Genomic DNA, 24,137 nt, shown 5'->3' on the forward strand with positions numbered 1-24,137 from the left:
TCAGTACTCCTCCCTGTACCGCTGTGCGACCAATTCACTGATGACGTTCATTGCGAAGGTGATGACGAAGAGCGTGAGCCCGATGGCGAACAGGCTGCGGTAGGCGAGCCCGCCGCCGGTGATGTCTCCCGTGAGCAGGTTGACCATCGTCGCGGTCATGGGCGAGCCACCGTCGAGGTACGCCGCGGGGTTGAACGGGTTGTGGAACTTCGCTTGCGCACCCGCGGCGACGGTGACTGCCATCGTCTCGCCGATGGCCCGCGAGAGGGCGAGGATAAAGGACGAGAGGATGCCCGAGAGCGCCGCCGGCACGACGATGCCGGTCGACACCTCGAACTTCGTCGCCCCCATCCCGTAGCCAGCCTGCCGGAGGTCGTCCGGCACCGCCGACATGGCGTCCTCGCTGATGGACGCGACCATCGGGATGATCATGATACCGACGACGATGCTCGCCGAGAGCAGGTTGAACGTGCCGATGCTCGGGAAGACGGTCCGCAGTGCGGGCGTGATGTAGATGAGTGCGAAGAAGCCGTAGACGACGGTCGGAACGCCCGCGAGGATCTCGAGTGCGGGCTTCAGCAGCGACCGCACCTGCGGGTCGGCGTACTCGCTGAGGTAGATGGCCGTCGCGACGCCGAGCGGCAGGGCGATGATGGCGGACCCGAGCGTCACCATGACGGTCGAGGTGACGAGCGCGAGGACGCCGAACTTGCCTTCGCCGATTATCCACTCTGTACCGGTGAGGAACTCGACGACCGACGCGGTCTCCCCCTCGATGCCCATCAGCGGCGCGGTGACGCTGAAGAACTTCGCCGCCTCCGTCACGAGCAGCGCGATGATCGCGAGCGTCGTGAAGATGGAGAGGACGGCACAGAGGAAGAAGAAGGAGCGTGTCAGGAGCTCCGGAGGCGCGTTGGCCGTGTTCCGTGTGAGGTCTTCTGTGAGGTCGTCAGTGCTCATTGAGTGTTGTTCGTTTTCGGTGGATTGTGATCGCGCGATTCGTTCGCCGCTCGGTGGTCAGTTATCCGTGTTCGCCTCCCAGATTGCCGCCTCCAGCCTCGCCAGCTGTTCGGCCTGCTGTTCGGCGTCGAGCGGGACGTAGCCGACCTCATCGGCGACTATCTTCCGGTTCGTCGCGTTCGCGAGCCAGAAACGCGCGAACGACGCGACCTGTTCATTCGCGAGCGACGACTTCGCCGGGTACGTGAACAGCGGCCGCGAGAGCGGGCTGTATTCGCCGGATTTGGCGTTCTCCAGCGACGGTTCGACCGGCCCATCGCCGTTGTCGACGGCGAGGGCCTTCACGCGGTCGGTGTTTTCGCTGTAGTACGCGTAGCCCATGTAGCCGATTGCGAACTCGGAGCCCACGACGCCCTGAATGATGGTGCGGTCCTGTTCGGTCGCAGAGTAGTCCTGCCGGTGGCTCAGCTCGTTCTCGCCGCCGTGGAGGATGGCCTCGACGAAGTAGTCGTACGTGCCGGAGGCGTCCGAGGGGCCGTACAGTTCGATGGGTTCGTCCGGCCAGTCGTCGTTCACGTCGGCCCAGGTCTGTGGTTGCTCCTCGCCGGACCACATGCTCGCGAGCTCGTCGACGGTCACGGAGTCGATCCAGTCGGCGTCGTTGTTGACGATGATTGTCAGCGCGTCCGTCGCGACGGTCAGTTCGACCGGCTCGACATCGTTCGACGCGCAGGCGTCCTGCTCCTCGGACTTGATGGGACGCGAGGCGTTGTTGAAGTCGGTTCGGCCCGGGCAGAAGTGGTTCGCGAAACCGCCCCCGGACCCGGTGGACTGAAGGTTAAAATCGACGCCGTCGTGGAGTATCTTGAACCGCTCGGACATCGTCGTCGCGAGCGGGAAGACGGTCGAAGACCCGGCGATATCGATGCTGCCGGAGAGTCCGCCGCCTCCACCCGCGCGGACACGGTCGTTCTCGACACAGCCGGCGAGGCCGAGTGCACCGAGCGTGCTCCCCGCGGCTGCCACGAACTCCCGTCGATTGATTCCGTCCTCTGCCATTACCGGTGAGAGGGCGATATCCGAATAAATACCCTGCTATGATAAATATATAGAGGTACGTAGTGCAATAGAGTAGTGTATAATTCGGCGGGTGAGAGCCGGCGTAATCACAGAGATTGGCGTTGAATGCAGGGGGTGAGGATAGCCCATACCGCAGCACCAGGGCGTATCTGGCTGCTGTGATGACTGGGTACGCTGTTGGCCTGTCCAGACGAAGGGGTCCGCAGTACCAGCGTATCGGGTTCGCATAGCACTGGGGCCCAGTCCCGCTTAGTGAGTCGAGATATATAGGAACAGGCAGATTTATTTTGCACCCAACCAGACGACCACACATGGAGACCCGCAAGGTCCAGGTCACGGGCGGTTCCACGTTCACTGTCTCGCTACCGAAGTCGTGGGCGACGGACAACGGCGTCTCGGCCGGCACGACGGTCGAGTTCTACCCCGAGGACGACTCGCTGCTGCTGACGCCCCAGAGCGAGATCCAGCGAACCAAGGGTCACCTCGACGTGTCCGACCTCGACGGCGACCGACTCACGCGTGCCGTCATGACAATGTACGTCTCCGGCTTCGACATCATCTCGCTGGAGGCCAACCGCATCACGACCGACCAGCGACGTGCCATCCGCCAGGCTACCCAGAGCCTCGTCGGCGTCGAGGTGCTCGAGGAGACCGGCGACAAGGTGGTCATCCAGGACCTCCTCGACTCCTCGGAGCTGAGCATCCACAACGCCGTCACCCGGATGCGCCTCATCGCCGAGTCGATGCTCCACGACGCGGTCGTCGCCCTCGTCGAGAACGACGACGACATGGCCCGCGACGTACGCGAGCGCGACGACGACGTGGACCGCCTCTGGTTCGTCGTCTCTCGCATCTTCCGTGCCACCCTGCGCTCACCTCACGCCGCCGAGGAGCTCGGGCTCCCGCGCGAGACATGTTTCGACTACCACTCCAGCGCCCGGCAGCTGGAACGCATCGGCGACCACGCCGCGAAGATCGCGTCCCACGCGCTCAACATGGAGGAGATCGACGAGGAGCTCGGCGAGGCCCTCCTCGAGCTCCACGAGGACTCCGCCGAAGTGCTCGAGCACGCCATGGACGCGCTGTTCGCGGAGGAGAGTGACGAGGCGACGCGGCTCGCCAACACCGCCCGCGAGAGCATCCTCGACATCGACGAGCACACCCGGACCATCGACGAACTGCTCCGCGAGCGCGAGCCGCACTCCGCCCAGTCCATCGGGCTCGTCGTCGACTCGCTCTCTCGCTCCGCCGACTACGCCGGCAACATCGCCGAGACCGCGCTCCAGAAGGCCGCGCCGCGTCCCTGAGAGCGCATTGGCCTTCGGTCCCCGACTCACTGCTTCTGCGGCGAATCCTGACGTTCCCACGTGGCGCGCGGCTGTCTCGGGATCGCACCGCGATTCCGATGGCCAGTGAGAGCGAAGCTCTCACGCTGGCGTGCGTGCCGAGCACAGCGAGGGCCGGATAGCTGAGAGCCTCTGGTTGTCTGGCTGTTCGAGTTCCCAGTTCGAGCACGGAGTGCCGGAGAACACTCTCGACCCAACCTATCGACAGATATGACCGAAACAGGGTAGGCCGTGGAAGGTCGACGGAGAGACGATGCGAGTCGAGTTCGGCCGGCGGGCGCTCGCGGGTGCGGTCGTCGCCTGCGCCGTGGTCGCGAGCGTCGCCACATCGCCGGCTGCGGCGATGGGGTACGTCTCAGCGGTCGCGAACGACCCGTTCGCCTTCGCCGCCGTGCTGGTGGGGCTCTACACGGTTCGGCCGTTCCTCGCGTGGCCGGCGACGCTGCTCGCGGCCGTCGTGGGCTACGGCTACGGCGTCACCCTCGGGGTGCCGGTCGCGCTCTCGCTCGTGGTCGGCACGTCGCTCATCCCGTTCTACGCGACGCGCTGGTTCGACGGGGGGACGCTGGCGCCGACCGACACGCCGGACGAGTCGGGCGGCCGACTCCGGGGCCGGGTCGAGGCCTACTTCGGTGCGGCCGGAGACGTGCGCGGGGTGACGGCCGCCAGGCTCGTGCCAATCCCGGCGGATATCGTCTCCTGTACGGCGGCGGTCAGCGGCGTATCGACGTCCGCGTTCGTCGTGGGGACGCTGCTGGGCGAGCTCCCGTGGACCATCGCGGCGGTCCTCGTCGGGAGTTCGGCGAAGGAGCTGTCGACGGGCGGGCTGGGCTCGGTGGGGCTGCCGCTCGGGGTCGTGACGGTCGCCGCGGCGATAGCGCTGCTGGCTGGGCCGGCGTACCGGAGCTACGCGCAGTCCTCGGAGTAGTGGCTAGAAGGTGAAGGGGTCCGAGCAGTCGACGACGACGCCGTGCTGCGGACAGACGTACTTGCAGTGGCGCTTGAACAGCCGTTCCTCGCACATCGGGCAGGTCCGGTCGGAACGGGCGTCGTCGGCCGTCACGCCCGAACGTTGGTGTGACCGGATGCTAAAACTGTCGTCCGGCGTCTAGCACTCCGACCAGCCGCAGGACTCGCACGTCTTGCAGCCCTCGGAGTAGTACAGCGTCATCGACCCGCAGTCGGGACACTCGGGGCTCTCCCCGGCGTCGATGAGCGACTGCGTGTCGTCGTCAGCGCCGCTGTTCTGCTCGGCGACCGCACCGCCGCTGCCGTCGGTCTCGCGGGACTCGGCGGCCGCGGCCGTGCGCTCGGCCTCCTCGGCGGCAGTCTCGTCGAGCGTCGCCTGCTGTGGGTAGTGGGCCTTCTCGATGTCGCCGTCGAGGTAGCGCCGCATCGCGGTGCCGATGGCGTCAGGGATGGACTGGATCTGCTCGCCCTTGTCCCAGGCGACCTTCGGGCTGCGGATGCCCTCGAGCTCGTTGGCGATCTCCCCGGGGTCGACGCCCGAGCGGAGCGCGGTCGAGATGGTCTTCGCCAGCGCCTCGGTGAAGGAGGCGGTGAAGCCACCGGAGTTGCCGATGTTGGCGAACAGCTCGAACGGCCGGCCCTGCTCGTCCTCGTTGATGTTGACGTAGAGCTTGCCGTAGCCGGTGTCGATGCGCTGGGTCACGCCGTGGAGCACGTCCGGCCGCGGGCGCTTGTCGGCGTAGGCGATGCCCTCGTCGGCAGCTTCGAGCAGTCCCGCGACCTCGCGGTCGAGTGCGGCCTGCACGTCGTCGTTGTCGAGGAAGCCCTCGATGCCGCCGAAGATCTCCTCGATCTGGGCGACGAGCTGCTCGGCGGCCTCGTCCTCGTCGGCGAAGTCCGCGTTGTCGGCGCGCGTGGTGAGGACCTGCTTCGAACGGGTGCCGTCCCGGTAGACGGTGACGCCCTTGCCGCCGTTGCGGTAGATGTAGCGGTACACCTCGTCCATGTCCTCCATGGAGGCGTCGTTCGGGAAGTTACAGGTCTTCGAGATGGCGGAGTCGACGCCTTCCTGGCAGGCGCACTGGACGGCGGCGTGCTCCTTGCCGGTGAGGTCCTGCGTGGTGACGAACAGCTCCGTGATGGCGTTCGGCACCGCGTCGAGGCCCTCGACGCCGTCGAACTCGTTGTTGCCCATCTGCTCCTCGGCCTCGGCCATGACGGCGTCGACGTCGATGTCGTTGGCCTCCAGGGTGCGGAGGAAGTAGTCGTCGAACTCGACGAGCATCTCGTCGCCCTGCACGTCGTCGGAGACGTTCTTGTAGTAGGCGACGTTGTAGATGGGCTCACAGCCACCGGTCGTGTTCCCCACCATCGAGGTGGTGCCGGTCGGCGCGATGGTCGTCGTGTTGTGGTTCCGGATGGGGAAGCCGTCGTCCCACTCCTCGGCGTCGAGGCCGGTGTGGTGCTCGAACCAGTCGGCGTACTCGGTCGGGTTCGCGTACTTCGAGTCGTCCCAGTCCGCGAAGGAGCCACGCTCCTCGGCGAGCTCGTGGGAGGCCCACTTCGAGCCGTGGTTGATGTGGCGCATGAGCTGGCGGGCGACCTCGTTGCCGGGGTCGGAGCCGTACTCGATGCCGAGCTGGACGTAGAGCTGTGCGAGTCCCATGACGCCCAGGCCGATCTTGCGCATCTCGCGGACCTTCTGCTCGATCTTCTCGACCGGGAAGTCCGACATGGTGACGACGTTCTCGAGGAAGCGCGTCCCCATCTCGATGCGTCGGTCGAACTCCTCGACGTCGATTGCCTCCTCCAGGAAGGCGTCGATGGCCGCCTCCATGTCCTCGTACTCGTCGGCGTGGCGGTCGGACCAGACGCGCCAGTCGGGCGCGTCGAGGTCGGCCAGCGTCGAGAGGTTGATGTGGCCGAGGTTGCAGGCCTCGTACTCCTCGAGGGGCTGCTCGCCGCAGGGGTTCGTCGCGAGGATGCGGTGGTCCGGATGCTCCTCGACGTCGAACGAGTGCATCTTGTTCACGCGCTCGAGGTAGATGACGCCGGGCTCGCCGTTCTCGTGGGCGCCCTCGACGATGTCCTCCCAGACGACCTCGGCGGGCATCGACAGGACCTCGCCGACCTCGACGTACTCGCCGAGGCCGAACATCTCGTAGAGCTCCTTCGTCTCCGGCGTCGCGACGTGGGGCTCCTCGGTGCGCGGGTTGGTGAAGGTGAACTCCTCGCCGTTCTCGAGGGCGTCCATGAAGTCGTCGGTGATGCCGACGGAGATGTTGAAGTTCGACAGATGCCCCTCGACGGCGTTGCGCAGGTGCTTCGGCACCCGGCCCTCGTCGTCGATGAGCTCGCGGGCCTCCTCCAGTGCGTCGGCGAAGGAGGTGTGCGTGTAGTCGTCGGGGTCGTTCAGGCGGAGGCTCTGGGCGAGCGAGACGTCCTTGTTCTTCGCGTGGATGAACTGGATGACGTCGGGATGGGAGACGCGCATGACCCCCATCTGTGCGCCGCGTCGCGCCCCACCCTGCGCGATGGTCTCGCACATCTGGTCGAACGTTCGCATGAAGGTGATCGGGCCGGAGGCGATACCGCCGGTCGAACCGACCGCGTCACCGTAGGGGCGGAGCCGCCAGAAGGCGTAGCCCATGCCGCCACCGGACTGGAACACCTGGGCCGCCTCCTTGGCGGTCTGGTGGATGTCGTCGATGTCGTCGTCGGGCGAGTCGACGAAACAGGCGGAGAGCTGCTGGAGCTCGTCGCCCGCGTTCATGAGCGTCGGCGAGTTCGGCATGAAGTCCAGCTTCGACATCATCTCCTGGAACTCCTCGGACACGTCCTCGACGTGCGTGCGGACGTCCTCGGGCAGCTCCGGGACGATGGTGTCGTAGGCGAACTTGTTGACGTTGTAGACGGTGAGTTCGGTCTCCGCGTCAGCCTCGGCGGTGACCCCCGTCCCGAAGACCTCCGCGGCCAGCTCGTCCCGTCGCGGGTGGTCCGGTTTGAGCTGGTCGGGCGTCACCGTGATGGTCTCGTCCTGTTTCTCGGCCTCGTAGACGGCCTCGGCCAGTGCGATGTTCTTGCCGACGCGCTCGAAGAGGTCCTCCTGTTGCTCGATGAGCTCGCCGTCGGCGTCCTTCCGGAGGTAGCGTGCCGGCAGGATGTTGTGGTACGCGTTGGCGGTCAGGCGCTCCTCGAGGGTGTCACCCTCGGTGCGCTTGACCGGTAGCTCGAGTTCGTCGGCGGACAGATCCGACCGACTCATTCGTGCCCCTCCCCACCGGCAGCGACCGGCTGCCGGACGTTTCCGTGTGTCGAGTGTGATGTCGTTTGCATCGTTCGTAGACGAAGTTTCGTTACTGTTGCACCCGTCATAAATGGACAGGTTACGGTTCGTTTGTGTTACTGCAATCTCGGTTGTATTCGCAGCGTTGCCACTGTGCCAAGATGCTGCGATTCCCCGAGCCACGGCTGTCTGTGGCTACGCGGAGAAGTACGATGTGCGCATCTATAACCCCACGGAAACCGGAGTGAAAGTGAAATCACGGCGAAACGACGAGGGGGTACTGGTCGCAGCCCAACTAGTTTCGCCCGCATCCTTATGCCGCCACGGAGTGTCGGCCCGGGTATGGTAGACGCCTTGTCCCTGCTCCCGTTGCAAACGACGGTTGAGCTCGTCGGCGCGGCCGTGCTGCTGGTCGTCGCGCTCGTGGTCATCTTCAAGGTCATCCGGCTGGCCTACAGCATCGCGGTGAAGATAATCGTCATCGCCATCGCGGCGCTCATCGTGCTCTACGCGCTCGCGCTCGCCGGCATCAACCCGCTGGGGCTGCCGATGGCGATGGCCGTCCCGGCGCTCTTCGGGTTCTGAACGGGGCGCTGAACGACGACCGCTCAAGCTGTCGGTGACTGGCGGAGCGAGCCGAGGAAGTTGTCGACCACGTCGTGTCCTCGCCCCGTGAGCACCGACTCCGGGTGGAACTGCACGCACTCGATGGGGTGCTCGCGGTGCCGTACGCCCATGACGAGCTGTTGCGTGCTGTCCGTGCCCGTGTGGTCGGCCGTCGCGGTCACCGCGAAGCAGTCCGGCACCGTCTCGGCGACCAGCGAGTGGTAGCGGCCCGCCGAGAACCCCTGCTCGATGCCCGCGAACACGCCCGCGTCGTCGTGGTCAATGGGCCACGCCTTCCCGTGGACCGGCTCTGGAGCGCGCCCGACGGTTCCGCCGTAGGCGTAGACGGCGGCCTCCAGCCCGAGACAGACGCCGAACGTCGGCACGTCGGGGCTGACCTCGCGGAACACGTCGGGCGTGACGCCGACGTCCCGCTCGTTCTCCGGGTGCCCCGGCCCGGGAGAGACGACGATGGCGTCGGGGTCGAACGCCCGTACCTCCTCGAGCGTCGCGGTGTTCCGCAGCACCAGCGTCTCCGGGTCGTCGCCCGATTCGAGCAGCGACGACTCGACGTACTCGACGAGGTTGTAGGTGAAGGAGTCGAAGTTGTCGACGAACAGCACGCGGGTCATCGCGGCACCTCCGGCACGGGCTCGTCGGGGTCGCGCTCGACCCGCCGGAGCGCGGTCAGCACGCCGTCCATCTTGGACTCCGTCTCCTCGTACTCCGCCGTGGGGTCGCTGTCGGCGACGATGCCAGCACCCGCCCGGACGCGAACGTTGTCGCGGCCGTCAGCGGCCGCGCCGCGCTCGACCGTCGCGGTGCGGATGACGATGGCAACGTCGGCGTCGCCGGTCCACGAGTAGTAGCCGACGCCGCCGCCGTAGAGCCCGCGGGGGTCGTCCTCGAGTGCGTCGATGATCTCCATCGCGCGGACCTTCGGCGCGCCGGTCAGCGTTCCCGCCGGGAAGGCCGCCCGGGTGGCGTCGAACGCGTCCGCGTCGTCGGCGAGCGCACCCGTCACGGTGGACTCGATGTGCTGGACGTGACTGTACTTCAGGACGTTCATGAACTCCTCGACGCGGACGGTGCCCGGCTCGGAGACGCGACGCACGTCGTTGCGCGCGAGGTCGACGAGCATCGTGTGTTCGGCGCGCTCCTTGTCGTCGGCGAGCATCTCGCCGGCCAGCCGGCGGTCCTCGACGGGGCTGTCTCCTCGCCGGCAGGTGCCCGCAATGGGATTCGAGGTGACGCGACCGCCGCCGACAGAGACGAGCGTCTCCGGGCTCGCGCCGACGCCGTGTCGGTCGCCATGGGCGAGCAGGTACATGTACGGCGACGGGTTCACGTCCCGCAGCGCGGCGTACAGCCCGAGCGGGTCGCAGTCGCCGACGAGCTCGCGGGTCCGTGAGATGACGCCCTGGTAGATGTCGCCGTCGAGGACGTGTTCCTTCGCGTGCTCGACCGCGCGCTCGTACGACTCGCGCGAGCCTGCCGTCCCGTCCGTCCGAACGAAGCCGTCGGGGTCCGGGTCGGCGGCGGCCGCGAGCACGCCGGCGACGTACTCGGCTTCGGCGACGAGCGAGTCGTACACCGCGCCGGTGTCCTCGTCGTCGCGGACGACGGGTGTGACGACCAGGCTCACCTCGTCGGCGTGGTGGTCGAAGACGAGCGTCTTCGTCGTCAGGACGAACTCGGCGTCCGGCACGTCCGAGTCGGGACGTTCGAGACCGACCTCGTCAAGGAACAGGTCGTAGACGGACTCGTACCCGAGGAATCCGACGAGTCCACCGCCGAGCTGCTGGCGCTCCGTGTCGGGGAAGCCGACCGGTTCCGCGTCGGGCATCGCCGAGCGGAGCGTGTCGAGCGTGTCCTCGCCGTCGGGGGCGACGAGCCCGTCGTATCGGTCGTCGCAGACGTCGACCGTCGCCTCGTTGTCGGTAATGGTGACGACCGCGGCGGGGTCGTAGCCGACGAACGAGTAGCGTGCGTGGCGGTCGCCGTCGTCCGGCCGGAACGCGCCGTCGGGGTCGCTGGAGGCCGTCTTCTCCGCGCTCTCCAGCAGGAACGAGTGCTCGGCCTCGCCGGAGAGGGCGGCATACGCGGCGAGCGGCGAACTGTCCACGTCGAGGGTCGTCTCCGCGCGGACGACCGCCGGGGTCTCGGCGGTGGCGGTCGCGTCGACGAGGTCACGGAAGGTGTCGCGGTCGGGTGTCAGTGCAAAACCGGCGTCGTTCATGGCTCCACCGTCGGCCGGTCGGCGACCGGCTCCCCGTCGGAGGTGGCCCGCCCCGCGGCGGCGATGAACGCGGCGACCGCGTCGTGGTCCTTCACGCCGCTGCTCGCCTCGACGCCGCTGGCCACGTCCACGGCGAACGGGTCGAGCGTCGCGACGGCCTCGGCGACGTTCGCCGGGGTGAGCCCGCCCGCGAGGATTATCGGGACGTCGAGGTCGGCGGTCGCCGCGCGGGTTCGCTCCCAGTCGTGCGTCTCGCCGGTCCCGCCGCCGCCGTCCTCCCCGATGGAGTCAACGAGGAGCGCGTCGACCACGTCCACGTACCGCGCGGCGGTCTCGGGTGTGGCCGCGTCGACGTGCTTGATGACCCGGGCGTCGACGCGCGAGCGGAGGTACGCCACGTCGCCCGGCGGCAGGTCGCTGTGTACCTGGACGGCGTCCGGCTCCACCCGTTCGACGAGGTCGGCGGCGCGGGCAGGTGCCTCGGGCATCGTCACGAGCACGGTCGTCACGAACGGCGGCGCGCGGGCGACGAGTTCGGCCGCACGCTCTGTGGAGACCTCTCGCGGCGTGTCGACCGGCACGTCGACGACGAAGCCGAGGGCGTCAGCGCCGGCCTCGACGGCCGCGTCGACGTCCGTCTCACGGGTCAGCCCGCAGACCTTCACGCGGGTCATTGCGCGACCGCCGACTGGAGATCCGCCAGCTGGTCGGCGGCGGCGCCCGACTCGATGGCCTCGCGTGCCCGGTCGATGCCGGCCTCGATGGTGTCGGCCTCGCCCGCGACGTAGATCGCCGCGCCGGCGTTCGCGAGGATGATGTCCCGCTTCGCCCCGGTCACGTCGCCGCGGAGGATGCCTTCGAGGTCGGCGGCGTTCTCCTCGGGCGAGCCACCGGCGACCGCGTCGACGGGCGCACGCGCCAGGCCGAGGGCCTCGGGCGTGAGCGTGTACTCTTCGACCTCGCTGCCGGTGACCTCGGCGACGACGGTCTCGTCGTGGATGGCGATCTCGTCCATGCCGGAGCCGTGGACGACCAGTGCGCGTTCGACATCCATCCGGGCCAGCGCCCGCGCGAGCACGGGAACGAGGTCGGGGTCGTAGACGCCGATGACCCCCGCGTCGGCCCCTGCGGGGTTCGTCAGCGGGCCGAGTACGTTGAACACCGTCCGCATCCCGAGCTCCTGGCGCGGGCCGATGACGGCCTTCATCGCGGGGTGGAACACCGTCGCGAGCATGAACCCGATGCCGTCGTCCTCGATCTGAGCCTCGACGGCGGCGGGCTCTGCGGCCACGTCGACCCCGGCGACCTCCAGCACGTCCGCGCTCCCCGAGGACGAGGAGACGGAGTAGTTCCCGTGCTTGGCGATGGGGACGCCCGCGCCGCTGGCGACGAGTGCGCTCGTCGTCGAGACGTTGATGGTGTCGTAGTCGTCACCGCCGGTGCCGACGATGTCGACCAGTGGCGAGCGGTCCGGCGAGATTGTCCGTGCCGCGGCGTGCATCCCCTCGGCGAAGCCGGCGATCTCGGTCTCCGTCTCGCCCTTCACGCGGAGTGCCGTCAGCAGCGCGCCGATCTGGGCGTCGGTCGCGTCCTCGAAGATGTGGCCTGCGACCTCGCGGGCCTCGGTCTGTGTCAGATCCTCTCCCTCGGTCACACGTTCGATGTAGTCCTTCATTGTAAGTCACCAATGTATGATTCAGTCTTACGATGTACAAATTCGTACATTAACTTAAACGTGTCGTCACTGGCGAGGGTTCAAGTACCGGAACGGGACCACTCCGGGGCACGATGTCGCGAGACCACAGCCGACGACACGTACTGCGGACAGCTGCCAGCGCCCTCGCAACGGGCGGCCTCGCCAGCGCCAGCCTCATCGGAACGGGGGCCGCAGCCGAGGGGGAACCTGCCGAGGGCGACGCCGAGGAACCGGCGGTCGCCGTCCACGGGGCCGAAGCGGTCGCGTCAGGCGAGGACGGCCACTACCGGACTGTCGCCGGCCGTGAGGTCCGATTCGCACTCGCCCGGATGACCACGATGGTCGTCCGCCCCGGTGGGGCTCGCGTCAGCGAGTGCCGCTGGAGCATCGACGGGACGGTCTCGCTGTCCGGACCCGCGGTGACGCGGACCTGGAAGACCACGGGCACACACGAGGTCGGGCTCACTGTCGAGTACAGCGACGGCTCCTCGGCCCGCCGCACGCTCCAGGTCGACGTCGTCGAGGACAACGAGGCCCCGCTTGCCGTCCCCGACGTCTACCCCGCTCGGTGGTTCGACGACGGTGCCATCGTCACCGCGGGCGAGGTCGTGACCTACGACGCGGCCGGCAGCGAGGACGACGACGGCACGGTCGTCGATGTGACCTGGGACTTCGACGGGTACGTGGCCGACGGACTGGTGGTCGAGCACGAGTTCCGCCGCACCGGTCCCAAGACGGTCACTCTCTCCGTGACCGACGACGAGGGTGCGATCGACGAGACGGAGCTGTTCGTCTACGTCGAACGCCCGGACCGCTGACCCGCCGCTGTCGCCCTGTCTCGCACCACCACACGCCGCCCCAATCGAAACCCTTTTTTATACCAGCGGTGAACGATTGAGTGCACGCAGCAGAAGACCAGTGCGCCACCGGGTTGGTGGTCTAGTCTGGTTATGACACCTCCTTGACATGGAGGAGGCCGGCAGTTCAAATCTGCCCCAACCCACTTCTTCCAACACTACGACCACGAGCGGAGCGAATTGTCCGTGCTCGGAGAACTGTGGTCGGCAGATTCGAACCAGGGAGCGGAACGGAGTGGAGTGACCGTGGTTCAAATCTGCCCCAACCCACTTCTGACGACGTTACGACCACGAGCGTAGCGGCGGCTCTCCGCCGCTGAAGCGGTCGACGGATTGGTGACCAGAGGGGCTGCACAGTCCACCGGACGCGCCCGACCGTTCGCCGGATTTACTCTCCGGAGAGATGTTCCGACAGCGGTAGTTTCCCGACGTGTCTTGACAGAAGCCTTTTACGAGGTGGTGCCTTTAAGTGAACAGATGAGTTCACCCACCGATTCCGAGCAACCGACGTGGGTGGCACTCTACGCCGACGCGTCTGACCTGCTCGGTGGGCGGCTGGCTGCGTTCGACGACGCCACGCTTCGCCGGGTCGACACGGTCGACGCGTTGCTCGACCGTGTGGACGACGGGCTAGACTGCGTGGTCTGCACCGGTCCGGACGCGTTCACGGTCCTCGACGGGATTCGGGGCGACCATCGGACACCGGTTGTCGTGGTCGACGAGGCACCCGACGTGACGCGTGCGAGCCGCCTCTCCGAGTACCGGAACACCCTCTACGTGCCCGTCTCTCGGCTCGACGATGCCGACTACGACCTGGAGACGGCGGTCAGGGAGCTTGTGACGGACTGGCGGGAGACGAGCGACAGTCGACGGCGGCTCGCGGCGCTGGAGTCCGCACGGGAAGGAATCGGCATCCTCGACACGGACGGGAAGTACGTGTACGCGAACCGGGCCTACGCGGCGAAGTACGGCTACGATTCGTCGGAGCTCATCGGCGAGCATTGGCGGCTGCTCTACCCGAGCAAGGAGGTGGCCCGCTTCGAGGAGGAGATACTGCCGACGCTGGCGCGCGAGGGCACGTGGACCGGGACGGCCATCGGCCGCCGGGTCGACGGGGAGGAGTTCCCAGAGGAGCTTTCGCTCGCGACGCTCGACGACGGGGGCCACGTCTGCGTCCTCCGCGACATCACTGACCGGCAGCAGCGCGAGGAGCGACTGCAGGTGCTCGACCGGGTCCTCCGGCACAACCTCCGGAACAAGATGTGCGTCGTCCAGGGTCACATCGACGACGCGATGCGGGTGACAGCCGAGGACGCGGTCCGCGAGCCGCTGGAGACCGCCAAACGGGAGAGCGAGGACCTTCTGGCGCTCGCCCGGAGGGCCCGCCGGTTCCACCGGCTGCTCGACCGCGCGACGCTGGACCAGACGTCCGTCGACCTCACGGAGTTCGTCGCGGGCGTGGTGACGTCGATATCGCAGGACGGCTGGCGTATCGAGGTCGAGACGCCCGACGACGCCGTCACTGTCGACGCGGATCCGGAGGTACTCGAGACAGTCATCCAGGAGCTCGTCACCGTACTCGTCGAAGCCAGCACCACCGGCGGACCGGTCACCGTGCGGGTCGACGTTGCGGCACCCCGCGGCGCGGCGGTCCAGCTTTCGGTCCCTGGCGCGTCGCTCCCGTCCTCCGAGTTCGATGTCGTCGAGCGAGGGGAGGAGACGCCACTGTACCACGGCGAGGGCATCGGCCTCTGGTTCGTCCGCTGGGCGAGCGTGCTGATGGGTGGCCGTGTCGAGTTCGACACGGACGAGGAAGGCGTGCGGCTCTCGCTCCCGCGCACCGACACGACGGTCGGCGGTGCGGTCGTCGACGAGCCCTGACCGCGGCAACTGCTACCTGCTACAGTCCGTCGTCGTCGTCGACGTACGGCTCCTCGACTGCGGCCTCGCCACCGATGGCCGTGCTGAGCCGTCGCGTCGCCACGTCGAAGACGACGACGAGCGGGAACAGCACAAGCTCGATTACACGGAGCGGCCGCGCTACCCGGAGCGCCCACGCGAGCGCGTTCCCGAGCCCGTAGGACTTCGGGACGATCTCGCCGAACACGAGCACCGTCGCGCTCGCGACGACGGTCGCCAGAACCACGGCGATACCCGTCGAGAACGACTCCACGAGCAGCGCGGTCGTGATGCTCGAGATAGCCACGTTCACCACGTTGTTCCCGACGAGCAGCGTCACGAGCAGCCGGTGTGGGTCCTCGCGCATCTCCGAGAGGCTGCTCGCACGCTGGTCGCCTGCCTCGGCACGCTTGGTCAGCTGCTCGACCGGGAGCGAGAAGATGGCCGTCTCGCTGGAGGAGAAGAACGCACTCAGACAGACCAGTACGACCACCGCGGCGACGCCGAGCAGGACGAGCGGAACTGTGACCATACCACCGCGTCCAGCCACATCGGGAAGAAACCCCGGTCGCCCTGCGGTCGAGGGTCGCGCTCAGTCCACGATCTCGACGCCATCGCCGCTCACGCGCACGTCGAGGAGGCTCTTGACCTCGTGGTCCATCGGCACCGGCTCGGTCTCGACGCGCCGGATGACCGTCACCACGTCGACGACGTTCGCGCCGACTTCCTCCAGCGCCTCCGTGATTGCCGCGAGGAACGCGCCCGTGTTCGTCAGGTCGTCGAGGACGAGCACGTCGTCGCCCGCCTCGACGTCGTTCAGGTAGAGCCGGTTGTCGCCCGCGTCGAAGCCGTACTCGTCGTCGAAGCCGTACTGTCGGTCGCGGATGACGACCAGCGGGATGTCCGAGACGAGCGACACAGCCGTCGAAACGTGGACGCCCATCGTCACCGGCGTCGCGATGACGTCAGCGTCGGCGAGGTCCGCCACCTGGCAGATGCCGTTGACGACCTCGCGGACCAGTCCCGGGTCGAGCGTCGGGATGCCGTTGCTGATGGGGTGGACGAGGTACGGCTGTCCGTTCCGTTCGGTGACTGGCGACTCGTGGACCGAGCGCTCCAGGGCGTCCATGGTGGTGGCTGCTCCGTGGGGTAGGAGTAAAACTACGTGGATTTCCGTTCGCCTTCGTCGACGGCGTGAGAGCTGACGACGACACCAGCCGGAACAGCCCTGCCGACTCGACGGGGAGGCTTGCCAGGCGTTTACAACGAACGTACACCTCACTCCCGGTTTTCGTCCCGCAGGCGCAGGTTCTCGTGGATACCGAGCACGAAGGCGGGGACGACGACGATGAAGATGTGCTCCTCGACCGGGATCCAGAGGAGTTCGACGCCGGTCCGCATCTCGATGGAGAACACGCCGACCGCCAGCGTGTACCAGTCCCAGACGTACGCGACGGGGTAGAGGATGGCGACGGTCCTCGCGGCGCGGCCGACGGCGTCGGCCCGGAGGAGCAACAGGAGTGCAGCAGTGCCGAAGACGACCTCGGTCGCGAGGTACGTCCACGGGCCGAGGACGGTGATATCAGGGAGCATGCCGGAGGGTTGGGGCCGGAGCGACATGGTTCCAGTGCCGTCGCGGATACCGGTGGGGCACGCAGACTGGACGCGAGTGGGTGGGAATTGGCGGTATCTTCAAGACCGGTCGGGCGGAACTTGCAGACGTACTATGGATATTTCTGATATTGCGACCGAGGAGTTCATCGAAGTCGACGTGCAGACCCGGCTGGGGAAGGTCCGGTCCCTGTTCGAGCGGGAGAACCCGAAGGGAATCATCGTCACCCGGGATGGCGAGTACGATGCGGTTCTCACCGAGCGAGAGATCATCCAGTCACACGTCGAAGACGATGCGAAGGTCGCGGCGCTGGTCAAGCCGAGCCGGAACGCACCGGCACCCAAGGTCGACCGGCACGAGGACATTCGGGAGACGGCACGTGTCCTCGTCGAGGGCGGTGTGAAGGTCGCACCCGTCTTCGAGGGCGACAACCTGTGGGGAATCGTCACGGCCGACGCGATTCTCGAGGCCGTGCTGGACAACCTCGACGCGCTCGACGTCGAGCAGATATACTCCGACGACCCGGTCGTCGTCAGCGACGACGACAGCCTCGGGAAGGTCGTCAACCTGCTCCGGGAACACGGGGTCTCGCGCCTGCCAGTCCTCGACGACGCCGGCGGGCTGACCGGCGTCGTCACGACCCACGACGTCGCCGACGTCGTCATCCGCGGGATGACCAAGTCGACCCGGGGCGAACGCGCCGGCGACACCGACCGGATGCTCGACATCCCGGTGGTCGACATCATGACCAGTCCGGTCCAGACGACGACGCTCGGCCAGTCCGTCGAGGAGGCGGTCTCGCGGATGCTCGAGGACGACTTCGGCGGCCTGGTCGTGGTCGACGCCGAGGACGACGACCACGTCGTCGGCGTCGTCACCAAGACCGACGTGCTGCGTGCGCTGACGTTCACCGAGGAGGAGCACATGGACGTCCAGATCACCAACATCTCGCTGCTGGACACGCTCTCGCGCGAGAAGATCCGCGACTCGCTGACGAACGTGCTCGACAAGTACCAGAAGATGCAGGTGGTCCACGTCCACGTCCGCTTCCAGCAGCACAAGGAGAAGCTCCGTGGCACGCCGCTCATCTACAGCCAGATCCGGGTCCGCACCACCAGCGGGCAGGTCGCGGGCTCCGGTGAGGGCTACGGCGCGGAGAGCGCGTTCCGCGTCGCGCTCGACAAGCTGGAGCGCAACGTCCTCGAGATGAAGAACTACCGGTCCGACGAGGAGTACCGCGGCCAGCTCGCCCGGAAGCTCAACGAACTGTAGGTCGGCCCGCGTGGGGCCGACGGCCTCGCGTCCACCGGCGGCTCACAGTTCGGTCGCCGCGATACCGCTGTCCGTTATTTCGAACTGAATCGACTCACCGGCGGGTTTGGCTCGATGTTTCTCCAGCGTCGCTCGCCGGTTCCCGCCGCGGAACCGGTCGATGCGGACGACCGTGCCCATCCAGTGCTCCAGCGTGTTGCCACCCAGAGCCCGCGTCCGGTCGCCGTCCGGGTCGCTGAACACCTGGTTCGTCAGCAACACGGCGAACTCGTGTCGGCGCGCGAGCGAGAGCAGGTGGGTCACTTGTCGTCCGACCTTCCGGAGTGCGTCGCCGGCCTCGCCGTCCTCGCCACGTTTGAGGCGGTAGAAACCCGTCGCGGAGTCCACCACCACGAGGTCCGCACGCTCGGCGAAGCCTTCGACGTCGCGGACGGCCTCCTCCTGCTCCTCGAAGTCGAGGGCCTCCTCGACGACGATGCGGTCCGTGATGGCAGAGAGCTCCTCGTCGGAGCGCTCGGCGCGGGCGCTCGCGACCTGCTCGAACCGGTCGAGCGAGAGACCCTCGGTGTCGACGTAGACCACCGTCCCGCCCTGTGCGGCCGTCTCGACGGCGGCCACCAGCGCGATGTTGGTCTTCCCGGCGGCCGGGGGGCCGTACACCTGCGAGACGGTGCCGCGCTCGAAGCCGCCGCCGAGGAGCTCGTCGAGCGGCTCGTACCCGGTGGTGATGCTCTCGGTCACGTCTGCCCCTGAGTCGGCTCCGGATAAAAGTCCACGGAAGGCGTTAAGCCCGCTCGCACTGAACTTTGGAGAGTGATAGTCGTCGCGACGGCTGACTTCGAGCTGTACCACGAAGTCGTCACGGAGCTGCGGGACCGTGGGGTGGCGTTCACGACCGTCGAGGCGGGCGACCCGCTCCCGGACGGCACCGACGTGGTCGTCGTCGGCGAGGACGAGGAGGTCGACGTGCCTGCCGACGAGGACGACCGGCCCGCGCCGAGCGTCCACGTCGTCCACGGCTCGCCCGACGCGCCACGGCGCGCGGTCGACGCGGCGCTGGCGTACCTGCGTGGCGGCGACGGTCGAACCGTCATCGGTGTGGACCCCGGCCGCAAGCCCGGCGTCGCGGTGCTGGCCGGCGACACGGTCGTCGCGGCGTTCCAGGTGCCACGCGACGACGCGGCGGCCGTCGTCGAGGCCGAGGTGGCCGACGCGGCGGACCCGGTGGTGCGGGTCGGCGACGGCGCGCGGCTCGACGGTGCGGCCATCGTCAACGAGCTGGAGGACGTGCGCGTTGAACTCGTCGACGAGACCGGGACGACGCCGTACCTCGGTACCGGGGCGCGCGGGATGGGCGACGTGCTCGCGGCGGTGAACATCGCCCGGCTGGAGGGCGAGGTCGTCGAGCATCGCGAGGTCGAGCCGACCGCTGGCGAGCTACAGGTCATCAAGGACCGCTCGCGGGAGCAGTCCGCGGAGAACCGGGCCATCGACGAGGTGCTCGCTCGGCGGGTCGCCGCTGGTGAGTTGAGTATCGAGGAGGCGCTGGAACAGCACGGAGCGTCGAGCGAGGAGTAGTGCCCGCGTGGAGTCCCCCAACTCCACGACACGGGCTGTCGGTGTCGTCGGTCGAGCCTGGCCGTCAGCGGGTGTTCCAGTCGCAGTCGGAGCAGGCGGGCACTCCCTGGACGTTGAGGAGGTCGCCGGTACACGACGGGCAGTCCATCGTCACGGCAACGCCGCCGTCGGTGACGGCGGTCGGCGTCTCGTCGGTTGTCCCGCCAGCGTCCGGTTCGTCCTCGGTGGCGGGCTCGGCGGTCCGCCAGATACCGAAGTTGAACGGGTGGTGGTCGTAGATTGTCTCGCCTTCCCCGGTGGTGTCGTTCTCGGTGGGCATGGCCTCGTACCTATCAGAAAATCATGTGCCCATTCTATATAAGGTTAGCTGACCGTATGTATAGAGGACTAATGAGTATTAATACAGTCTAAGGTTTCTGGCTGTATGCCTATGTATGCAACATATTCTCGTGGGTCGGTCAGGGAGAGCGACACGTGGCCGGTAGGATTTAGAGTGCGACGGCACGAATCTCACGTGCTAGCATGACTCAGTATCGCGTCGCCGGCGGGCGTGCCGCCCCCGGTAGCAAAAGACATATCGGGCCACGAACCGGAGTGGTCACCATCCCCGTAGCCTGAATCATGAACGAAGTTCAACTGGAGGTTGCCAAGGCGTACCCGAACGACTCGGGGCGCGGTATCGCCAGGCTCGACCCGGATACGCTGTTACATCTGAAGTTGAGTCCCGGCGACATCATCGAAATCGAGGGTGCAGACACCACCGCGGCCAAGGTGTGGCGTGCGGACCGGCAGGACTGGAACACCGACACGGTGCGCATCGACGGGTTCACCCGTCAGAACGCCGACGTCGGAATCGGCGAACGGGTGACAATCCGGAAGGCGGAGGCGACGAAAGCGGAGACGCTCGTCCTCGCACCGCCCGAGGAAGCGTCGGTGCAGTTCGGCTCCGACGCGGCCGGCATGGTCAAGCGGCAGATACTGAAGCGGCCGGTCGTCGAGCGCGACATCGTCCCGGTGATGTCGAGCACGAACCACCCCTTCATGCGCTCGCCCGGCCAGGCCATCCCGCTCATCGCGGTCGAGACCGAGCCGGAGGGCGTCGTCCTCATCACCGAGGACACCGAGGTCGAACTCCGCGAGGAGCCCATCTCGGGCTTCGAGAAGACCGGCGGCGGCATCACGTACGAGGACATCGGCGGACTCCAGGGCGAGATACAGCGGGTCCGCGAGATGGTCGAGCTGCCGATGAAGCACCCCCAGATCTTCAAGAAGCTGGGCATCGAGCCGCCCCAGGGGGTCCTGCTCCACGGCCCGCCCGGCACCGGGAAGACGCTGCTCGCGAAGGCGGTCGCCAACGAGACCTCCGCCAGCTTCTTCTCCATCGCCGGCCCGGAGATCATCTCGAAGTACTACGGCGAGTCCGAACAGCAGCTCAGAGAGATCTTCGAGGACGCGAGCGAGGAGTCACCCTCCATCATCTTCATCGACGAGCTCGACTCCATCGCGCCCAAGCGTGAGGACGTGACCGGCGAGGTCGAACGCCGTGTCGTCGCCCAGCTGCTGACGATGATGGACGGCCTCGAAGCCCGGGGTCAGGTCATCGTCATCGCGGCGACGAACCGCGTCGACTCCGTCGACCCCGCCCTCCGTCGCCCGGGTCGGTTCGACCGCGAGATCGAGATCGGCGTCCCCGACGAGGTGGGTCGCGAAGAGATCCTCCAGATCCACACGCGCGGGATGCCGCTCTCTGACGACGTGAACCTCTCGCACCTCGCCGACGAGACCCACGGCTTCGTCGGTGCGGACATCGAGAGCCTCACCAAGGAGGCCGCGATGAAGGCGCTGCGCCGGTACCTCCCCGAGATCGACCTCGACGAGGAGGACATCCCGCCGAGCCTCATCGACCGGATGATCGTCAAGCGACAGGACTTCCGCGGCGCGCTCAACGAGGTCGAGCCGAGCGCGATGCGCGAGGTGCTCGTCGAACTGCCGAAGATATCCTGGGACGACGTCGGCGGCCTGGAGGACGCCAAGGACAACATCGAGGAGTCCATCGAGTGGCCGCTGAACCAGTCCGAGAAGTTCCAGCGGATGGGCATCGACCCGCCGAAGGGCGTGCTGCTCTACGGCCCGCCCGGCACCGGGAAGACGCTGATGGCGAAGGCGGTCGCCAACGAGACGAACGCCAACTTCATCAGCGTGCGTGGCCCGCAGCTGCTCTCGAAGTGGGTCGGCGAGTCCGAGAAGGCAATCCGGCAGACGTTCCGGAAGGCCCGGCAGGTGGCCCCGACGGTCATCTTCTTCGACGAGCTCGACTCGCTCGCGCCCGGTCGGGGCGGCGAGATGGGCTCGAACGTCTCCGAGCGCGTCGTCAACCAGCTCCTCACGGAGCTCGACGGGCTGGAGGAGATGGGTGACGTGATGGTCATCGGCGCGACCAACCGCCCGGACATGATCGACCCGGCGCTCATCCGCTCGGGCCGGTTCGACCGGCTCGTCATGGTCGGCCAGCCCGACGTGGAGGGCCGCGAGCAGATCCTCAAGATCCACACCGAGGACACGCCGCTCGCGACCGACGTGAGCCTGCGCGAGCTCGCCGAGCTCACCGACGGCTACGTCGGCTCCGACCTGGAGTCCATCGCCCGCGAGGCCGCCATCGAGGCGCTGCGCGAGGACGAGGACGCCGAGGCGGTCGACATGCACCACTTCCGGTCGGCCATGGAGAACGTCCGGCCGACCATCACCGAGGATATCCTCGACTACTACGAGCAGATGGAAGACGAGTTCAAGGGCGGTACGGCGGACGTCGGGCCGGACCGTCGTGGCGGGCGCATCGGCTTCCAGTAGCGCGATTCGGAACTTTTTCTGCCGCTCGCGCGATTCACCAACCACGAGCAGTGCGCGGTCCGGAGCGAGTGAAGCGAGCGAGAACCGCGACGGCGAACGGGGAGCCTGCGACCCGTGAGTCGGTGCGAGCCGCCGCCCGTTTTCTCCATGTGCTTCTCGAGGAGTGCTCCGGGCGAAAGAGAGCCCGACGAGGAAAGAGATGGTCGTGAATCGGCGGACGGGCTTAAGTTGCTGCCCCACCCATCAGTGGGTAGAGCAGATGCCGCCGGATGCACCCCGTCCAGTTCCCGGTTCGGCTCCCATCCGGGCGGACGACCGTTATCGCCCCCTCCGCGACCCACAGGTTATCGTCCTCGTACTCATCGTGCTGGGGACGTTCGTGGTCATGATCGGCGGACTCGGGACCGGCCCGCCGTTCGGCGACGACAACAGCTCGGACGGGCCGGTGTTCCCGGTCTTCGACTACGACGGCGAGCAACAGCCCGAACCCGAGGAGGTCAGCCTGTCGGCGAACCGGACCGTCGTCGACCCCGACGGCTCCATCGAGTTCACTGTCCGCGCGGGCGACAAACCCGTTGCGAACGCCACCCTGCGGGTCGCCGGCCAGTCCGTGGAGACCGACCGGAACGGCACCGCGACCCTCCGCCTGGACACGCCCGGTGACTACACCGCACGCATCGTCGAGCCCGACGGTGACAACGCCACCGTGGCCCGCCTGCCACTCCGAGTCCGGCGGTTCAGCGTCTCGCTGTCGGCGTCCGCGTCAGCGACGACCGTCGTCACCGACGAGGCGGTGCGGGTCGCGGTGACCCGGGCCGACACCGGTGAGGCGGTGACCGGCCGGGTCGTCGTGGCGGACGGACGGACCGTCCAGACGAACGAGTCGGGAGTGGCGTCGCTCTCCTTCGATACCGCGGGCGGCTACGAGCTACGGGTCGAGAAAGAGCGGACGGAGACGGAGCGGTTCGAGTCGGTCCGCATCCCGGTCTCGGTCGAGCGCCGGGCCGTCGCGCTGGACGTGACGCTGTCGTCGGAGCGGACGCGGGTCGACGGGACGGTGACGGCGACAGTCACCCGGGCGGACACGGGCGAGCCGGTGAACGCCTCGCTGACGGTCGCCAACGAGAGCGTCTGGACCGGTCCGGAGGGGGAAGTCCCGGTCGAACTGGACGCCAGTGGCACGTACGACGTGACGGCCTCCGCGCCACAGACGGACGCCGTCAGGTTCACCGACGGCGCGACGAGCCTGCGGGTGCGACCGCGGCTGGTCGGGCTCGACCTCGCAGCGAGTCGCACGATGGTCCCGGCAGGCGAGCGCGTGACGTTCACCGTCACCCGTGCGACGACGGGCGAGCCAGTCGTGGGCACCGTCGAGCTGTTCGGAACGCCGTACGTGACCGACGAGGACGGCGAACTACGGGTGGCGTTCCAGGTGCCGGGCGAGGTCACGGCGGTCGCGCGGGCCCCGGAGACGCCCCGTGAACGGTTCCTCGCGGACCGGGTGAACCTCACCGTCGTCGGGGCAGACTACACTGTGACCGAACTCGACGCGCCCGCGACCGCCGCGCGCAACGGGACGATGACGGTCGCAGCGACGGTGACGAACGAGGGCAACGCACGGGAGTCGGAGACCGTCACGTATCGAGTCGGTGACACGGTCCTCGCCACGGAGACGGTCGCCCTCGACCCGAACGAGTCCTCCCGGGTCGAGTTCGTCGTCGAGCGGCTACGTGTGCCACCGGGCGAGTACGTACAGACCGTCGCAGTGGGGAGTAAAACCGTCGAGACCGGACTCACGGTGACGGCGAACGAGTCGGCCACGTGGCTCCCGTTGGCGTGGAGTACACAGGCGCTGTCGGCCAGTAATCAACGCCCACACATATAAAAGAA

General features: G+C 67.5%; 22 protein-coding genes and 1 tRNA gene. 10 read left to right on the forward strand and 13 right to left on the reverse strand.

What is annotated here, in order from left to right:
• Positions 1-960 (reverse strand): phosphate ABC transporter permease subunit PstC, encoded by a 960-nt coding sequence (gene pstC, locus NO978_RS05480; RefSeq protein ID WP_257298526.1) that lies wholly within the window; start codon positions 958-960, stop codon positions 1-3.
• Positions 961-1,017: 57 nt separating this feature from the next.
• Entirely contained in the window at positions 1,018-2,019 is a 1,002-nt protein-coding gene (locus NO978_RS05485) for a PstS family phosphate ABC transporter substrate-binding protein (RefSeq protein WP_257298527.1), read from the reverse strand.
• Positions 2,020-2,351: 332 nt separating this feature from the next.
• Here NO978_RS05485 and NO978_RS05490 point away from each other — a divergent pair, with 332 nt between their 5' ends.
• The gene (locus NO978_RS05490; RefSeq protein ID WP_257298528.1) at positions 2,352-3,347 is read left to right on the forward strand and encodes a phosphate uptake regulator PhoU; all 996 of its coding nucleotides are present in this window, start codon (positions 2,352-2,354) and stop codon (positions 3,345-3,347) included.
• A gap of 292 nt (positions 3,348-3,639) precedes the next feature.
• Positions 3,640-4,314, forward strand: a complete 675-nt coding sequence (locus tag NO978_RS05495) for a TVP38/TMEM64 family protein (RefSeq protein ID WP_257298529.1) — start codon at positions 3,640-3,642, stop codon at positions 4,312-4,314.
• A gap of 3 nt (positions 4,315-4,317) precedes the next feature.
• Here the strand turns inward: NO978_RS05495 and NO978_RS05500 are convergent, their stop codons facing one another.
• Both NO978_RS05500 and NO978_RS05505 read right to left on the reverse strand, forming a co-directional pair.
• Positions 4,318-4,410, reverse strand: coding sequence for an HVO_2523 family zinc finger protein (locus NO978_RS05500; protein WP_303647217.1), 93 nt, complete (start codon positions 4,408-4,410; stop codon positions 4,318-4,320).
• A gap of 84 nt (positions 4,411-4,494) precedes the next feature.
• Positions 4,495-7,620 (reverse strand): adenosylcobalamin-dependent ribonucleoside-diphosphate reductase, encoded by a 3,126-nt coding sequence (locus NO978_RS05505; RefSeq protein WP_257298530.1) that lies wholly within the window; start codon positions 7,618-7,620, stop codon positions 4,495-4,497.
• A gap of 363 nt (positions 7,621-7,983) precedes the next feature.
• Between NO978_RS05505 and NO978_RS05510 the strand changes: the two genes are divergently transcribed.
• Entirely contained in the window at positions 7,984-8,226 is a 243-nt protein-coding gene (locus NO978_RS05510) for a hypothetical protein (protein ID WP_257298532.1), read from the forward strand.
• A 23-nt stretch (positions 8,227-8,249) separates the two neighbouring features.
• Here the strand turns inward: NO978_RS05510 and trpG are convergent, their stop codons facing one another.
• Genes trpG through trpD form a run of 4 tightly spaced genes read right to left on the reverse strand, consistent with a single transcriptional unit; the run spans position 8,250 to position 12,161 of the window.
• Positions 8,250-8,879: an anthranilate synthase component II gene (gene trpG, locus NO978_RS05515; RefSeq protein ID WP_257298533.1), complete on the reverse strand. Its 630-nt coding sequence runs from the start codon at positions 8,877-8,879 to the stop codon at positions 8,250-8,252.
• Complete coding sequence (gene trpE / locus NO978_RS05520) at positions 8,876-10,486, reverse strand: anthranilate synthase component I (RefSeq protein WP_257298534.1); 1,611 nt, start codon at positions 10,484-10,486, stop codon at positions 8,876-8,878. The genes trpG and trpE overlap by 4 nt, the downstream gene beginning before the upstream one ends.
• Positions 10,483-11,160 (reverse strand): phosphoribosylanthranilate isomerase, encoded by a 678-nt coding sequence (locus NO978_RS05525; RefSeq protein ID WP_257298535.1) that lies wholly within the window; start codon positions 11,158-11,160, stop codon positions 10,483-10,485. Before NO978_RS05525 ends, trpE begins: the two co-directional genes overlap by 4 nt.
• The gene (gene trpD / locus NO978_RS05530; RefSeq protein WP_257298536.1) at positions 11,157-12,161 is read right to left on the reverse strand and encodes an anthranilate phosphoribosyltransferase; all 1,005 of its coding nucleotides are present in this window, start codon (positions 12,159-12,161) and stop codon (positions 11,157-11,159) included. The genes NO978_RS05525 and trpD overlap by 4 nt, the downstream gene beginning before the upstream one ends.
• 113 nt (positions 12,162-12,274) lie before the next feature.
• On the opposite strand from trpD, the gene NO978_RS05535 reads away from it, so the two are divergent.
• From NO978_RS05535 to NO978_RS05545, 3 genes are all read left to right on the forward strand, one after another.
• Positions 12,275-13,000, forward strand: coding sequence for a PKD domain-containing protein (locus tag NO978_RS05535; RefSeq protein ID WP_257298537.1), 726 nt, complete (start codon positions 12,275-12,277; stop codon positions 12,998-13,000).
• A 110-nt stretch (positions 13,001-13,110) separates the two neighbouring features.
• A tRNA-Val gene (locus NO978_RS05540) sits at positions 13,111-13,185 on the forward strand.
• 331 nt (positions 13,186-13,516) lie between these two features.
• Positions 13,517-14,920: a PAS domain S-box protein gene (locus tag NO978_RS05545; protein WP_257298538.1), complete on the forward strand. Its 1,404-nt coding sequence runs from the start codon at positions 13,517-13,519 to the stop codon at positions 14,918-14,920.
• 19 nt (positions 14,921-14,939) lie between these two features.
• Here NO978_RS05545 and NO978_RS05550 read toward each other — a convergent pair whose 3' ends face one another.
• From NO978_RS05550 to NO978_RS05560, 3 genes are all read right to left on the reverse strand, one after another.
• On the reverse strand, positions 14,940-15,470 hold the full coding sequence (locus tag NO978_RS05550; protein ID WP_257298539.1) for a DUF21 domain-containing protein: 531 nt from the start codon (positions 15,468-15,470) through the stop codon (positions 14,940-14,942).
• Positions 15,471-15,530: 60 nt separating this feature from the next.
• On the reverse strand, positions 15,531-16,067 hold the full coding sequence (locus NO978_RS05555; RefSeq protein WP_257298540.1) for an adenine phosphoribosyltransferase: 537 nt from the start codon (positions 16,065-16,067) through the stop codon (positions 15,531-15,533).
• A gap of 149 nt (positions 16,068-16,216) precedes the next feature.
• Entirely contained in the window at positions 16,217-16,531 is a 315-nt protein-coding gene (locus tag NO978_RS05560; protein ID WP_257298541.1) for a lycopene cyclase domain-containing protein, read from the reverse strand.
• A 133-nt stretch (positions 16,532-16,664) separates the two neighbouring features.
• Between NO978_RS05560 and NO978_RS05565 the strand changes: the two genes are divergently transcribed.
• Positions 16,665-17,822, forward strand: a complete 1,158-nt coding sequence (locus NO978_RS05565) for a CBS domain-containing protein (RefSeq protein ID WP_257298542.1) — start codon at positions 16,665-16,667, stop codon at positions 17,820-17,822.
• Between the two features lie 42 nt (positions 17,823-17,864).
• Here NO978_RS05565 and radB read toward each other — a convergent pair whose 3' ends face one another.
• Positions 17,865-18,563, reverse strand: coding sequence for a DNA repair and recombination protein RadB (gene radB, locus NO978_RS05570; protein WP_257298543.1), 699 nt, complete (start codon positions 18,561-18,563; stop codon positions 17,865-17,867).
• 72 nt (positions 18,564-18,635) lie between these two features.
• Here radB and NO978_RS05575 point away from each other — a divergent pair, with 72 nt between their 5' ends.
• Positions 18,636-19,400 (forward strand): hypothetical protein, encoded by a 765-nt coding sequence (locus NO978_RS05575; protein WP_257298545.1) that lies wholly within the window; start codon positions 18,636-18,638, stop codon positions 19,398-19,400.
• A 64-nt stretch (positions 19,401-19,464) separates the two neighbouring features.
• Here the strand turns inward: NO978_RS05575 and NO978_RS05580 are convergent, their stop codons facing one another.
• Positions 19,465-19,719, reverse strand: coding sequence for a hypothetical protein (locus tag NO978_RS05580; RefSeq protein WP_257298546.1), 255 nt, complete (start codon positions 19,717-19,719; stop codon positions 19,465-19,467).
• Between the two features lie 302 nt (positions 19,720-20,021).
• On the opposite strand from NO978_RS05580, the gene NO978_RS05585 reads away from it, so the two are divergent.
• Both NO978_RS05585 and NO978_RS05590 read left to right on the forward strand, forming a co-directional pair.
• The gene (locus NO978_RS05585; RefSeq protein ID WP_257298547.1) at positions 20,022-22,247 is read left to right on the forward strand and encodes a CDC48 family AAA ATPase; all 2,226 of its coding nucleotides are present in this window, start codon (positions 20,022-20,024) and stop codon (positions 22,245-22,247) included.
• Positions 22,248-22,506: 259 nt separating this feature from the next.
• The gene (locus NO978_RS05590; RefSeq protein WP_257298548.1) at positions 22,507-24,132 is read left to right on the forward strand and encodes a hypothetical protein; all 1,626 of its coding nucleotides are present in this window, start codon (positions 22,507-22,509) and stop codon (positions 24,130-24,132) included.
• The last annotated feature ends 5 nt before the right edge of the window (positions 24,133-24,137 follow it).

The sequence above is a fragment of the Haloarchaeobius sp. FL176 genome (assembly GCF_024609245.1).
In the GTDB taxonomy this organism is placed as follows: Archaea; Halobacteriota; Halobacteria; order Halobacteriales; family Natrialbaceae; genus Haloarchaeobius.

What these genes read in the sequence shown, in the direction of transcription:
- trpE (WP_257298534.1), bottom strand. Translation starts at nt 10,486, where the DNA reads ATGAACGACGCCGGTTTTGCACTGACACCCGACCGCGACACCTTCCGT.
- NO978_RS05565 (WP_257298542.1), top strand. Translation starts at nt 16,665, where the DNA reads ATGGATATTTCTGATATTGCGACCGAGGAGTTCATCGAAGTCGACGTG.
- NO978_RS05525 (WP_257298535.1), bottom strand. Translation starts at nt 11,160, where the DNA reads ATGACCCGCGTGAAGGTCTGCGGGCTGACCCGTGAGACGGACGTCGAC.
- NO978_RS05495 (WP_257298529.1), top strand. Translation starts at nt 3,640, where the DNA reads ATGCGAGTCGAGTTCGGCCGGCGGGCGCTCGCGGGTGCGGTCGTCGCC.
- NO978_RS05500 (WP_303647217.1), bottom strand. Translation starts at nt 4,410, where the DNA reads ATGTGCGAGGAACGGCTGTTCAAGCGCCACTGCAAGTACGTCTGTCCG.
- NO978_RS05585 (WP_257298547.1), top strand. Translation starts at nt 20,022, where the DNA reads ATGAACGAAGTTCAACTGGAGGTTGCCAAGGCGTACCCGAACGACTCG.
- trpD (WP_257298536.1), bottom strand. Translation starts at nt 12,161, where the DNA reads ATGAAGGACTACATCGAACGTGTGACCGAGGGAGAGGATCTGACACAG.
- NO978_RS05510 (WP_257298532.1), top strand. Translation starts at nt 7,984, where the DNA reads ATGGTAGACGCCTTGTCCCTGCTCCCGTTGCAAACGACGGTTGAGCTC.
- NO978_RS05535 (WP_257298537.1), top strand. Translation starts at nt 12,275, where the DNA reads ATGTCGCGAGACCACAGCCGACGACACGTACTGCGGACAGCTGCCAGC.
- trpG (WP_257298533.1), bottom strand. Translation starts at nt 8,879, where the DNA reads ATGACCCGCGTGCTGTTCGTCGACAACTTCGACTCCTTCACCTACAAC.
- NO978_RS05550 (WP_257298539.1), bottom strand. Translation starts at nt 15,470, where the DNA reads ATGGTCACAGTTCCGCTCGTCCTGCTCGGCGTCGCCGCGGTGGTCGTA.
- NO978_RS05590 (WP_257298548.1), top strand. Translation starts at nt 22,507, where the DNA reads ATGCCGCCGGATGCACCCCGTCCAGTTCCCGGTTCGGCTCCCATCCGG.
- NO978_RS05545 (WP_257298538.1), top strand. Translation starts at nt 13,517, where the DNA reads ATGAGTTCACCCACCGATTCCGAGCAACCGACGTGGGTGGCACTCTAC.
- NO978_RS05490 (WP_257298528.1), top strand. Translation starts at nt 2,352, where the DNA reads ATGGAGACCCGCAAGGTCCAGGTCACGGGCGGTTCCACGTTCACTGTC.
- NO978_RS05485 (WP_257298527.1), bottom strand. Translation starts at nt 2,019, where the DNA reads ATGGCAGAGGACGGAATCAATCGACGGGAGTTCGTGGCAGCCGCGGGG.
- NO978_RS05560 (WP_257298541.1), bottom strand. Translation starts at nt 16,531, where the DNA reads ATGCTCCCTGATATCACCGTCCTCGGCCCGTGGACGTACCTCGCGACC.
- NO978_RS05505 (WP_257298530.1), bottom strand. Translation starts at nt 7,620, where the DNA reads ATGAGTCGGTCGGATCTGTCCGCCGACGAACTCGAGCTACCGGTCAAG.
- NO978_RS05580 (WP_257298546.1), bottom strand. Translation starts at nt 19,719, where the DNA reads ATGCCCACCGAGAACGACACCACCGGGGAAGGCGAGACAATCTACGAC.
- NO978_RS05555 (WP_257298540.1), bottom strand. Translation starts at nt 16,067, where the DNA reads ATGGACGCCCTGGAGCGCTCGGTCCACGAGTCGCCAGTCACCGAACGG.
- pstC (WP_257298526.1), bottom strand. Translation starts at nt 960, where the DNA reads ATGAGCACTGACGACCTCACAGAAGACCTCACACGGAACACGGCCAAC.